The following is a 12,665-nucleotide window of genomic DNA, read 5'->3' as shown; positions in this document are numbered from 1 at the left end:
AAAAACTGATCGTATCTCAATTTCCAAGGGTTTCACGTCGCATAAAGGCCCAGTCAATCAAGGCCTCCACAGAGGGGCCAAGGGCTATCCCCATTTCGGTCAACGCGTACTCCACCTTTGGCGGCACTTGCGGATAAATCGTTCGTGTGACAATGCCGTCCTTTTCCAACTGTCGGAGCTGCTGGATTAGCATCTTCTGGTTAACACCCTCGATACGTCGTTCCAGTTCAGAAAAACGCAAAGGCGATTTGGCAGCAAAGAGCTGAATAATAATGACAATTTTCCACTTGCCCTCAAGCACTCGTAGCGCTTCGCTTGTCGCGGAAGCCCAGACAAGCTGCTGTTCAGGGTCTTCGCAACGCCAATCTCGATCAGTCATACTTACCTCTTGGTGGGTACTGCACTTTTTTGTGGGTTCTTGCTCTTATGTGTGTCCGCCCCTATTGTACCTGAAAAGAAACTTCGCAAACCAGGTACGGACATGAAAATCGGCGTAATAGGTACAGGTAATATCGGCGGCACACTTGCCCGCAAATTAATTGCTGCGGGGCATCAGGTTCGCGTCGCAAACTCCAGGGGCCTCGAGGGCGTTCGGCCATTCGCGGACGAAATCGGCGCTGAAGCTGTCGACATTCGTGGTGCGGTCGATGGCGCAGAGCTAATTATCCTTGCGATCCCGCTCGCTGCCATTGCCAGACTCCCTAAATCGCTCTTCGAAAGCACCCCAGGAACGGTTCCCATCGTTAGCACAAGCAACTACTACCCAGAGTTGGGAGATCCACGCATTCCTGAAATTGATGCGGGCCAGGTAGAGAGCATATGGGTCTCGCAACAGCTTGGTCTCCCCGTGATCAAAGCCTTCAATAACATTCTTGCCTATTCCCTAGCCGAGCTCAGCCGCCCCCAAGGGGCGGAAGACCGACTTGCGGTTGCCGTGGCCGGAGAGGATGTTGAGCAAAAACGTATTGTCATGGGACTTGTCAACGAGACAGGCTTTGATCCGGTGGACGGCGGTAGTTTGGACGATTCATGGCGACAACAGCCATCAACGCCGGCCTACTGTTGCGACTGGGGTGCCGAGACAATGCGCAGAGCTCTACCCGCTGCGGTGGAAAACGAAGCACCCCGCAAGCGCGCTCAGTTGCCCGAACAATTTGGAACCCTTGGGGAGAACCCGACCCACTCTGACATCGTCGCCCTCAATCGCTCCTTGAACTGGCCTGACTGACCTGGCATATCGGGATTTCAGGTAATCCTGGCACTCAGGCGCCAAAGGCTGCCGTGTATAGGCATAGCTCATTAACCCACTACCCGACTTATTCCACTAGAGGAGACGAAAAATGAAAGCTGTAAGATGGACCAATGGCGACAAACCAGAACTGGAGCTACACGACGAATCGACACCTTCACCAGGAAATCATGAAGTGCTGATTCGAGTCCACGCCGCCTCCCTGAACTTTCGTGATCAGGTGATATTGGATGGCCAATATGGCGGCCCCACCCAGGAAAACGGTGTCCCTTTGTCTGATGGAGCGGGAGAAGTGGTTGCGGTTGGTAATCGTGTAAGCCGAACTAAAGTCGGCGACCGTGTTTCGGCAAGCTGCAACCCATTCTGGATTGGCGGGCCTATGCTGGCGGAATACCATTTGAACAGCTATGGAATATCAGCAGACGGCTGGTTGGGTGAGTATATTGTTGTGCATGAAAACGCTATTGTGCACTTGCCCGATTACCTGTCTTACATAGAAGCGGCGTCTTTGCCTTGCGCAGCGGTTACGGCCTGGACCGCTCTGAATTTATCGTCGCCCCTTCAACCCGGGCAAACGGTATTGGTTCAGGGGACGGGCGGTGTCGCGTTATTTTCTCTTCAGGTAGCACAGATGTTTGGCGCTCGTGTCCTCGCAATCACCTCTACCGAGGAAAAAGCTGAAAAGCTAAAAGCGCTGGGCGCAGAATCGATGGTCAACTACAGCACCTCCCCAGACTGGGAACGCGAAATTCTTAAGTTGACCAATGGCAAGGGAGTCGACAAGGTGATCGATATCGCGGGAGAGAAAACCATCGTCAAATCTGCGGCATCGTGCCGAATTGGCGGAGAAATTGCGCAAGTCGGGTTTACCAGCGGCATCGGAGGAGGCTTGCCACCTATCGACGTACTGGCACGCTCTCTGCGGGTTGCCGGCACGGCCATTGGCCCGCGGATTAATTTCGAAGCGTTGCTCGCAGCCATGGCTCAGCATGAAATGAAACCGGTCATTGATAAGGTTTTTCCGTTCGCGAAATACCATGATGCGTATCAGCATCTTGCCAGCGGGAAGCATGTCGGGAAGATAGTTATTGATGTGGCACATTAACCGCCAGACTCTCAAGTCTGGGATGCTGATTAGTAGATCCTACTTAACGGTAGCGTATTGGTTTACAGGTATACACTACCCGATAGGAAACTTAGCCTCTGGGTACTTCAGATGCTTAGGCTTAGGTCTGGCGAGAAAGTACGCCATGGTAAGCGGCCCTAATCGCCCCACAAACATCAGTAGCATGATGATCCATTGGCCAGCCAGGGAAAGCTCGCCGGTCATGCCGCGGGACAAGCCAACTGTCGAAAATGCCGACACGGCTTCAAATACGATATCTAAAAAAGGCGCTTTATGAGTAACGGTGAGTAAAAAAATGCTGAGCCAAATCGTGAACGCGGATATAAGGGCTACGGCCAATGCTTTACGCACCGTATGACGTGGAATTGAGCGCCAGTTGATGACCACTTCATCACGCTGACGCAGGTACGCATAGGTTGCCATCACCAGCACCACAAAAGTCATTACTTTTATGCCGCTGGCGGTACTCAGCGACCCGCCGCCGATAAACATCAGGAGCAGCATCAAGGTCGTAGTGCTGTCTTCCAGGCTGGCAATATCTATGGTGTTAAAGCCGGCGGTGCGCGGGGTGGTTGCCTGAAACCAAGCTGCCCAGATCTGTTCACTCATGGTAAGGCCTGCCAGGGTAGCCTGGTTGTTGGCCTCCAGAAGCAAAATTAAAACCATAGCGACCACGTTGATAATAACAATACTCGCAATCAACACCTGGCTATAGATACTTAGCCTGCGCCATGAACGTGTTTGCCAGAGCTCCATCCACACCCCAAAGCCCAACCCTCCTGCTATAAAAAGTAAGGTGATGGTGAGGTTGATGGTTGCATCCCCAACAAATCCGGACAGGCTATCCGCGGCCAACGCAAATCCAGCGTTATTGAAAGCTGATATAGTGTAAAAAAATGCTTCAAAGGCAGCGTCAGGCAGAGCCATATCAGGCCACCACCTGGCAAAGAGAATCACAAAGCCGATAGCTTCTACCACCAAGGCGAACAGCAAAACTGCTTTCGCAGTTTGCGCCACACTCGCCCACGAGGTCTGATTAAAGGCCGTGGTCGCGATAATTTGCTGGCGAAAACCAATCTTTCCGCCAATTGCCAACAGTGCGACGACCGCAAACGTCATCAGGCCTAAACCACCTGCCTGAATTAAAAGCGCAATCACGGTCTGGCCAAAACGCGTAAAGTCGGTGCCCGTATCGACTACCACCAGACCTGTTACTGTTACCGCGGACGTAGCAGTGAAAAGCGCCTCCTGCACAGTAATGCTATCAGTAGTGGCAAAAGGAAGCTTCAGCAACAAGGCACCCAGAACAATTAGACCCAAAAAGCCACAAGCCAGCACGGCCGGCGGGCTCATGCGCACTTTTTGACTCTTAAAATGAACTTTAGAATGCAGTGCTATCGGGCGTGAGTTCATTTAAGCACCGGACTCAACTTGGTCAAGGCCTCACGGGTGCCTACTAGCACCATGTGATCACCATATTCCAGGACGAAATCTGGCGCCGGTGAGTATTCAATGTGAGAATCGCGCTTAATCAACACGACCCGTACTTCATCCTTAGCCCGCTTAGTAATCGACGCTAAGGTCTTGTTGGTGACCGCCCCGGTGAAGTGAACATCGACCAAAAACGTGTAGTGACCAAGCCCAATATAGCTATTCACCATAGGGTAGTTGAGCGATTGTGCGACCCGAATACCCATTTCTTCTTCCGGGTGAACAATGTTCTTGACCCCAAGCTTCGACAAAATCGCGTGATGGGACGAGTCTCCCGCTTTCACCCAGACTGACGTAATGCCCATGTTGATTAAGTTAAGCGTACATAACAAACTGGCTCTTAGGTCTTCACCAATAGCGACGACGATACCATCACAACTCTGCAAGTTAAGCTCTTTTAATGCTCGTTCATCGGTCGCATCTGCAATCACGGTATGGGTTAAACGGTCAGCCAACGGCTCGATTGCGCGTGGATCTGTATCAATACCGAGAACCTCGTTCCCCAAGTGCATCAACTCTCGTGACGTTGTTGTGCCGAAGCGGCCTAGTCCTATTACTGCAAAATATGCCATATCAAAGCTACCTCAATTTTTTTTAATACTATTGGCAACTGACTGATCAGGCTATAAAGAATCCGTAAAATTTATGCGCAATAGACATATATTTGTGTATTTCAATAACGCTTACGCTGAACACTCAGTTAAGCTTTACCTTTGCGGTATTCCGTATTGAACGTATCCCGGAGTTTCTGAATATGCGCGCCCAGTCGAAAGCCGAAAGTTTGTTACGCAAACTAAAATCGTCCGAATCAGGCAAGCTCACCATATTTCTCGGCGCAGCACCTGGTGTAGGAAAAACCTACGCCATGTTAAGCGCAGCGAAGGAGCGGCTGAACCAGGGTATCTCGGTGACACTGGGCGTGGTTGAAACCCATGGACGCAAAGAAACCCAGGCCATGCTTGAAGGTGTGGAACGCCTGCCTCTGCGACAAATTGAGTATCAGGGTACAGCACTGACAGAATTTGATATCGACGCGGCACTGCAACGAAAACCTGAGTTGATTATCGTCGACGAGCTTGCGCACTCCAATATACCCAATAGCCGCAACAAGTTCAGATACCAGGACGTAGAAGAGTTACTGGCAGCAGGCATTGACGTCTACACCACGATCAATATTCAACATATGGCCAGTCTCAATGATGTCGTCCGGCAGGTAACGGGCGTGCGCGTCACTGAACTGGTGCCTGACTATATTTTTGATCTGGCCTACGACATCATTCTGATAGATCTGCCTCCTGAGGGGTTAGTGCAACGTCTGCAGGAGGGTAAGGTTTATCTGCCTGAATACGCTCGTTCGGCTCTGGAGCAATTTTTCTCCCTCGAAAACCTTATCGCGCTGCGGGAAATGGCGATTCGGGAAGTCCTGGTGCGGGTCGATACGAACTTATCAGACGAACTTATTTTAAAAGATAAGACACCGTCTTACACCATCCAGGACAAACTGGCTGTACTGATTAGCGCTAACTCGGCGCATGACTATTTAGTACGCCTTGGCCGCCAAATCGCTGACCGTCGCCATATGCCCTGGTATGTGGTTTGGATTGATACCGGCAGACCGCAAAGCACCTCGCAGCGCATGCAATTGCGGCGAGATCTTGAGCTTGCCGGGGAGCTGGGTGCAAAAACTATCACCTTAAAAGGTGCCACCAGCTATGACGCAGCGGTAAAGTTTTTAGAAGAACAGCGCATTAGTACGGTGCTCGTAGGCGCTCGGCGCCGCTGGCGGTTTAACCTCTGGTCGAAGCCTTTGTACCGCAGGTTAATTGAGTCAAGTTTAAACATTGAAGTTTCAATTTATCATCCACCGCAAGCGTCGGTACGCACCCGACGAAAACCCAGGCAGGCACCTATTCTCGGCCAAAAGCCAGGCTACCTTGTGGGGGCACTGTTAACTATACTGGCCACCGTCGTGGCAATCGCATTGCTACCTTTTGTCGGTACCGGAAATCTGGCTTTAATTTACGTTGCTGCGATTGTCACCACAGGTTTAAAATTCGGCTCCAGGCCAGCGCTAGCAACCGCATTTTTCGCATTCCTCGCGTTTAATTTTTTCCTCACCGAGCCGTTTTATACGTTTGCGGTAGACGACCAGAACGATGTCGCCACACTGGTATTCCTGCTCCTGATCGGCTCCATCAGCGGTCCGGCTGCTTCCCGGTTACGCCGTCAGTTCATGTTGTTAAACGAATCGAGTCGCTTCTCGGACACTCTCCGCGACTCCGCTGAAACACTCACCAAGGTCACCACCGATGGCGAAGTCTACAAAACCTTTCACCAGGTATGTCAGAACATGGTGGAGCTGGAGGCAGCTGTCGTTATTCGTGACGATAGCCGGGAGATCAGGTGTGTCGAGGGGAGCATCACTATTTCTGAAAAACTGCGCGCGGGAATAGACTGGGTGTTCGCAAATGGCAGTGCTGCAGGACGCTTTTCAAATACCCTGTCGTCACTACAGGAAGTTTTGCTGCCCTTAGGAACACTCGCTCGGCCGGATGCAGTAGCGGTTCTCAAGGTACCGGCATCGGATCGTCAGTTGTCCCTGTTTCAGCAACAACTGCTTGAGTCTATGCAGCAACAATGTGGTACCGCGCTGCAGCGTATTCATCTGGCCAATGCGCTGGAAAATACCAAGATATCCATGGAGGTGGAGCAACTTCGCACCGCGTTGCTGTCGTCCGTGTCCCACGACCTCAAATCACCGCTTTCTTCCATGATGGGGTCTGCAGAGCTATTGCGCTTTCGTTTCCAACAAATCAGCGAAAGTGACCGGGTCGAACTAATAGACGGCATTATCAGTGAGAGTAAGCGGCTTGAAAATTATATTCAAAACCTATTGGATATGACGCGGCTGGGTTACGGCGAACTGAAGCTTGAGCGCGACTGGGTAGAGGTGGATGATATCATTGCCAGTGCAACAAGCCGGCTCAAGCGTTATTACCCAGATATTCAATTGCGACTCACCGTATCTGGCGAACACGCCCCCATTTATGTCCACGGCGCGTTGATCGAACAAGGGCTTTTTAATATTCTCGAAAATGCAGCGCGCTTTTCGCCTCCCGACGCTCCTGTGTGTATCGAACAGCTCTGGACTGATGAATACCTGGAGATAGAAATCAAAGATTCGGGCCCGGGTATCCCGGACGAGGTTGCAGAAAAGGTGTTTGATATGTTCTATGTGGTTGCTGACGGGGATTCAAAGAAAAATAACACAGGGATGGGTTTAGCCATTTGTCGGGGTATGATTGGTGCACACGGCGGCGAAGTCTTGGTCGACAACAAACGTATCAGCGACCAGGGCACCTGTTTTGTTATTCGGCTGCCTTTAGATCAACGGAACCAGCCCAACACAGCGAAAGTGAGCAAGGCGATATCATGAACGGGCAAATTTTAGTCATTGATGACGAAGCGAAAATTCGTCGGCTCCTCAGTATTACATTGCAAAGCGAGAATTACTCAGTGGTCGAGGCCGACAGTGGCAACTCTGGTATCAAACTCGCTGCCCGATATCAGCCTGAGGCCATTTTACTGGATCTCGGGCTACCTGATATGGATGGTCAGGAGGTGTTGTTAAAACTAAGAGAATTCACCGACGTACCAATTCTGATTCTTTCGGTGCGCGATGCGGATGCGGAGAAGATCAAAGGTCTCGACAATGGTGCCCAGGACTACGTCACCAAACCATTCAGTGTCGAAGAGCTGCTTGCAAGATTACGGGGATGCCTGCGTGATTACCGCAAGAAGAACGATGTTGTCACAGAAATAGACGATGGCAATCTCTACATCAATTTTGCATCACGTGAAGTCATTATTCATGGCGAACCTGTTGAGCTCACGCCGAAAGAGTACGCTGTTCTCTCCCTACTCGCCAGGCTGCGTAACCGTGTGGTTACCCAGGAGCAAATTCTAAAAATGATCTGGGGCGAAACCCACATTCACGATACCCATTACTTACGCATTGTCATTAGCCATCTGCGCCAGAAACTGGGCGATTCCCCGACCATACCGCGGTATATCCTCACTGACCCGGGCGTCGGCTATCGGCTTATCTTCGCCCAATAGCCTGTTTCCCGCCGCTACATCTTTGCCTTCGCGTCTAAACACCACTACTTTAAATAGTATGGATTTTTCTTCTCTCGACTACCGCCTTATTTCTACTATTGCCTCGGTGGTAATGACGCTCGCCTGGGTTGCTTATCTACACCTTGCGCTCACTCAATATATGCGGGCCAACCGCCCTTTTTTAGTGATTCAGCATGCGCATGAAAACGACCCCTCGGCGCTGTGCCTGTTTGTTAACCTGAGTAAGGAGCCTGTTCACCTGCAAGCGGTCATTGCCCGTGTTCATAGAGGCGATGAATGTACGTCGTATCGGATCACAAATTATGAACGCATCACGGCCACCGAACAGCATGTTCAGTCAAAGTTGCGGCAGGGGCCGATTCAACCGGGCGGATACTTAGTGTTAGGCTCCTTTGCTGATATCATGCTTGGCAATCAGTCGGCGGACGAAAGCAGCAGCGAATCAACGACTGACCAACTTTCGCAAATTGCTAGCTTGGAGCTATGTGTGGCTGTGGTATACGCATCCAAGAAACACCACATTGGTGCTCGACGGCACTTTTTCCTCGAGCACCTCGACGAAAAAACTAAAATTCACGCCTACAGTATTTTCACTGAGCAGCTTGTACGCCGCAAGCACCGCCATACTGTCAGAGAATGGGTCAAGGCCGGAGTTGACCCCTGGCAGGAACAGGACACCGCAGACGAGAGTCAAAGCCAGTCCAGCTCGTCGATAGATAAGACATCAAACCGCGGGACATAGAGCAAAACTCTCCGCATTATGCGAAGGTATTGAAAAGCCACCACAGTAAAACCACCACCGCGGTCAAACCTATAACGGCGAGTATTTTATAGCGCTTAATTAAAGCCTCGGCCTTATTACCAGCAATATAGACCACCGCAGCCAGGCCAAAATAACGAACAGAACGGGCAACCGCTGTAGCAAGCAAGAAGTAAAGTAGCGAAAACTGGGTAGCGCCTGCTGCCAGCATGGCTATCTGAAACGGCACCGGAGAAATACCCACGGTCATTACGAACCAGAATCCCTGACTTTGCATCTGCTGCTTAACCCGATCAAACTGCTCCGGATTAGAGAATGTTTGAATGAACCAGTCGCCAACCAGGTCAAACAGAAAATACCCCATGGCATACCCGAAAACAGCACCAACTATGCACCCAAGGGTCGCCATTAAGGCAATCAGCCACAGGCGCTCACGCCGCGCCTGCATCAGAGGGATAAGCATCGCCTCCAAAGGCACGGGGACTATCGTCGATTCAAGAAAAGACGCTACAGTAATGCCCGTCAGCATGTTTTTTGAATGAATCATCTTGTGTGTCTTTTCTTTCAGCTTACCCATAGTCGCGCCTTTTCCTGAGTGTCGTATCGAAGCCTACCCGGTTCCAGTGCCCAAAAGATTTGGTTCGCAGGTTTTCCGGGAAACGGTTGTAGTATTGAGTGTATTGGCAGTACTCAACCCCTGATTTTTAAAATAAAGAATCAAGAAGCTATTTGCCATGGGACATAATCACCAGCATGGTCATGATCATTCGAAAGATATATCCTCATCCCGCCTAGGCTGGGTACAGTTCTGATGTTTGTTGATTGGCCCGCTCTTGACCCTATCCTTTCTATAGGTTTTACACTATTTATACTCGCCAATGTGCTTCGCAATCTATGACCTACTCTGAGACTTTTATTCCGGCCGTGATGCTAACTGATTAGGCTTAGGTCTCTTTAAAATGTCATTCGCCATTGAGTTTACTGGTGTCTGCCTGTTATTGTTAAACCCGATCCCGGTTGTATCCACAGGTAGCTAGATTGTCAAAACTTGTCTGGTCATTGGTTATTGTTATGCTTCTTCACAGTTTTTTCACCTGTGCGGCTGCGGCTGGGCACGTTGAGGATGCTCAGCATACATTTGATTATGCGTATCAAAACCACAGCCACACTGACCACGACACAAGCTCACCTGAAAGCCCCGATCTGAATCATGAACATCAATTTCACTCCCATGTAAGCTGCATTATCGGCTACGCGGCGTTGCGTTCGGAAGGACCTTCACCAGCACCAGCGATAGCGCACATAGGTCGAACGTTCAATAGTAACGACCACCAACCACCAGTACCCCCACCGAATTTTTAATCTTCACCCTTAAAGTCTGTGCGTTACGCACAACCATTTTTATTGTGGAGATGAATCATGAAATTATTCTATTTCGTGATTGCTGCATTAGTGGGCTCAATGTTTGTGCCCCTTTCAGCAATCGCAAATGAATTGACCCTGCGCGATGCCTTAGAAAGAGCAGTGCAAGACAATCCGGGCTTACAAACGTACCCGTATCAACAACGCATGGCTGAAGCAGAAAAACTGCAGGCGTCTTTACTACCTAATCCAACACTTGGCCTTGAGCTCGAAAATATTGCGGGTAGCGCCAGCAACCAGGGAATTGAAAGCGCCGAGGCAACTTTATCGTTCAGCCAGTTAGTTGAGCTGGGTGACAAACGGAGTCGGCGCGTTGACGTTGCATCAGCTGAACAGCAGCAACTTGATGCTGAATTTAACTACGAAAAAGTTGAAGTTCTGGCTGAGACCGCCCGTCGTTTCTATAGAATTGTTCTATTGCAGGCGTTGGCGAACTGGAGTCAGCAACAAGAGCTACGGCTGGAAGATGCACTTGATATAGCGACAGAGCGCGTGGAATCTGGTGTGGTACCGCCTTCAGAAGTTACCCGCATTCGCCTACAACAACGTCAAACTGTTGCCACTTCGGAAGAAATAACCGGAAAAATTGCGGAAGCTAGATCCGATCTCAGTGCCATGTGGGCTGCAGAACCTCACTTTTCCCGAGTTGTCGGCGAGTTTGACGGCTCTATTCATTTGCCCTCAAATGCTGATGTTGAAAATGCAGTGAATCATGCCCCGGAATTTCTCCGCCTGGTTGACTCAGAACGCTTGTTGGCAGCTAAAGCTAATGCCCTGGAAGCAGCTGCAGTCGCCGACTTAACACTTGGAGTTGGCGTCCGTTACAACAATCAGTTCAATGAATCTAGCCTGGTTCTTCAGGCATCTATACCACTTCAACTGACCAATCCCAATCGCGGCTTAATTCGATCGAGCCAGGCTGAGAGGGATTTGCTCCTCGACCAACAACGAATAGTGCGCGAACAACTACGAGTGTATACCCGCGCTGTTTTGGCGCGGTTGCAAATGAATCAAAACTACCTGGAGCGTATTCAACTCGATTTACTCCCGCTTGCTGAGCAATTAGAGCAAGAGACCACCGCTGGTTACGTTAAAGGTATTCATAACCTCTTGATGGTACTCGATGCGCAAGAAGAACTCGCACAGTTGGAGTATGAGCAACTTAATCGCCGTTACGCTATTTACCAAGACATTCTTGAACTTGAGCGAATGACAGGGCAATCATTTTTGGAATCTGCATTATGAACCTTATTAAATCAATTTTTATTCTCCTAAACCTGTTCCTTGGGTTCGCCGCACAACCGACTTACGCTTCAACTGAATCCAGTCATGCACATTCAGAAACAAACGTAAATGGGCCTAACGGCGGAACACTGCTCACTGAAGGCGACTTCGCGGTTGAAATAACCATATTTGAATCAGGCATTTCACCGAAAATGCGCGTTTATACCTATTCGGAAGATGAGCTTGTCGACCCTGCGCAGGTAGAGCTTGAAGTGGTACTTCACCGACTGGGCAACATCAATGAGACGCTTAACTTTACGCCTGAAGACGATTATCTGGTTAGCAACGACCCTATCACTGAGCCGCATTCGTACGAAGTATCGGTTAGCGCGTCCACTCAACATAACCGGGGTGAATGGCATTACGAAAGTTTTGAGGGACGAACAACTCTCCCGGACCGGATAATCGAAGAGGCCGGTATTCTGGTGGAAAGAGCGGTCCCAAGAACATTGAAGTTCAAGGAGCGGTTATTTGGTGTTATCGCACCGGTAAACGGCCAAATGGCAAGCGTAACAGCAACATACCGGGGCACAGTGTCCGAGGTCCTGGTTACTATCGGCGAGCAAGTGATAAAAGGACAGACATTGGCCAGGGTCATCAACGCTGGCAGCGGTGCCAGTTATGAAGTGATCAGCCCAATTGCCGGCGAAGTTACGGAGCGGTTCATTACCGCTGGTGAAATTGCCAATCAACAAGTGCTCTTTGAAATAGTGGACTTATCCAGCGTTTGGGTCGAGCTTTCCGCATTTCCTGAGAACATCGAAAAACTGAAAGTTGGGTTACAGGCGGAGGTATTTGACTTACATCAACATGAGCGCGTCAGCGGAGAGATTATCTACATTGCGCCCGTGATGACAGGTGGACACATCGCACGGGCTCGTATGCTGATCGAGAATGACAACGGACACTGGCGCCCTGGCATGCATGTTCAGGCAGATGTGACCACGGGCGAGAGAGACGTGCCATTGGCAGTAAACGTCGACGCCGTGCAAACCTTTCGCGATAGGCAGGTAGTCTTTGCTCAATATGGCAATACCTTTGAGGTGCGGATGCTTGAGCTGGGTGATAGCGACGGTGTTTATATCGAAGTAGAAAACGGCTTAGCACCCAATACACCCTATGTGTTTGGGAATAGCTATTTATTGAAAGCCGATGTGCTGAAAGACGGCGCAAGTCACGACCACTAGGGGCGA

Annotated in this window: 11 protein-coding genes and 1 pseudogene; 8 read left to right on the top strand and 4 right to left on the bottom strand. The window is 50.2% G+C overall.

Translation table 11 applies throughout. The features are described from left to right. Nucleotides 1-16 precede the first annotated feature (16 nt). Nucleotides 17-379: a winged helix-turn-helix transcriptional regulator gene (locus CWE14_RS04805; RefSeq protein WP_126798359.1), complete on the bottom strand. Its 363-nt coding sequence runs from the start codon at nucleotides 377-379 to the stop codon at nucleotides 17-19. 102 nt (nucleotides 380-481) lie between these two features. Between CWE14_RS04805 and CWE14_RS04800 the strand changes: the two genes are divergently transcribed. Both CWE14_RS04800 and CWE14_RS04795 read left to right on the top strand, forming a co-directional pair. Beyond that, a complete protein-coding gene (locus CWE14_RS04800) occupies nucleotides 482-1,228 on the top strand; it encodes an NADPH-dependent F420 reductase (protein WP_126798358.1) in 747 nt (248 codons plus the stop codon). A 112-nt stretch (nucleotides 1,229-1,340) separates the two neighbouring features. Further along, nucleotides 1,341-2,354 (top strand): zinc-dependent alcohol dehydrogenase family protein, encoded by a 1,014-nt coding sequence (locus CWE14_RS04795; protein WP_126798357.1) that lies wholly within the window; start codon nucleotides 1,341-1,343, stop codon nucleotides 2,352-2,354. Nucleotides 2,355-2,429: 75 nt separating this feature from the next. Here the strand turns inward: CWE14_RS04795 and CWE14_RS04790 are convergent, their stop codons facing one another. Next, on the bottom strand, nucleotides 2,430-3,788 hold the full coding sequence (locus tag CWE14_RS04790; RefSeq protein ID WP_126798356.1) for a TrkH family potassium uptake protein: 1,359 nt from the start codon (nucleotides 3,786-3,788) through the stop codon (nucleotides 2,430-2,432). Then, the gene (locus tag CWE14_RS04785; RefSeq protein ID WP_126798355.1) at nucleotides 3,785-4,438 is read right to left on the bottom strand and encodes a potassium channel family protein; all 654 of its coding nucleotides are present in this window, start codon (nucleotides 4,436-4,438) and stop codon (nucleotides 3,785-3,787) included. The genes CWE14_RS04790 and CWE14_RS04785 overlap by 4 nt, the downstream gene beginning before the upstream one ends. A 92-nt stretch (nucleotides 4,439-4,530) precedes the next feature. On the opposite strand from CWE14_RS04785, the gene CWE14_RS04780 reads away from it, so the two are divergent. The 3 genes from CWE14_RS04780 to CWE14_RS04770 are packed head-to-tail and all read left to right on the top strand — an operon-like array spanning nucleotide 4,531 to nucleotide 8,748. Continuing rightward, nucleotides 4,531-7,302, top strand: a complete 2,772-nt coding sequence (locus tag CWE14_RS04780) for a sensor histidine kinase (RefSeq protein WP_241972325.1) — start codon at nucleotides 4,531-4,533, stop codon at nucleotides 7,300-7,302. After that, nucleotides 7,299-7,985, top strand: a complete 687-nt coding sequence (locus CWE14_RS04775; protein WP_126798354.1) for a response regulator transcription factor — start codon at nucleotides 7,299-7,301, stop codon at nucleotides 7,983-7,985. Before CWE14_RS04780 ends, CWE14_RS04775 begins: the two co-directional genes overlap by 4 nt. Before the next feature lie 58 nt (nucleotides 7,986-8,043). Beyond that, on the top strand, nucleotides 8,044-8,748 hold the full coding sequence (locus CWE14_RS04770; protein ID WP_126798353.1) for a hypothetical protein: 705 nt from the start codon (nucleotides 8,044-8,046) through the stop codon (nucleotides 8,746-8,748). Between the two features lie 16 nt (nucleotides 8,749-8,764). Here the strand turns inward: CWE14_RS04770 and CWE14_RS04765 are convergent, their stop codons facing one another. Beyond that, nucleotides 8,765-9,313, bottom strand: coding sequence for a YqaA family protein (locus CWE14_RS04765; RefSeq protein WP_241972324.1), 549 nt, complete (start codon nucleotides 9,311-9,313; stop codon nucleotides 8,765-8,767). Nucleotides 9,314-9,571: 258 nt separating this feature from the next. Between CWE14_RS04765 and CWE14_RS14760 the strand changes: the two are divergent. The 3 genes and pseudogenes from CWE14_RS14760 to CWE14_RS04750 form a co-directional block, all read left to right on the top strand. Further along, nucleotides 9,572-9,661 (top strand): annotated as a pseudogene (locus CWE14_RS14760) (cation diffusion facilitator family transporter); the annotation flags it as partial. A gap of 524 nt (nucleotides 9,662-10,185) precedes the next feature. Then, nucleotides 10,186-11,433, top strand: coding sequence for a TolC family protein (locus CWE14_RS04755; protein ID WP_126798351.1), 1,248 nt, complete (start codon nucleotides 10,186-10,188; stop codon nucleotides 11,431-11,433). Next, complete coding sequence (locus CWE14_RS04750) at nucleotides 11,430-12,659, top strand: efflux RND transporter periplasmic adaptor subunit (RefSeq protein WP_126798350.1); 1,230 nt, start codon at nucleotides 11,430-11,432, stop codon at nucleotides 12,657-12,659. Before CWE14_RS04755 ends, CWE14_RS04750 begins: the two co-directional genes overlap by 4 nt. Nucleotides 12,660-12,665: the final 6 nt, after the last annotated feature.

The organism is Aliidiomarina soli, from assembly GCF_003986975.1.
GTDB classification, from domain to species: Bacteria; Pseudomonadota; Gammaproteobacteria; order Enterobacterales; family Alteromonadaceae; genus Aliidiomarina; species Aliidiomarina soli.
This window is presented reverse-complemented; position numbering and strand designations above follow the sequence as displayed.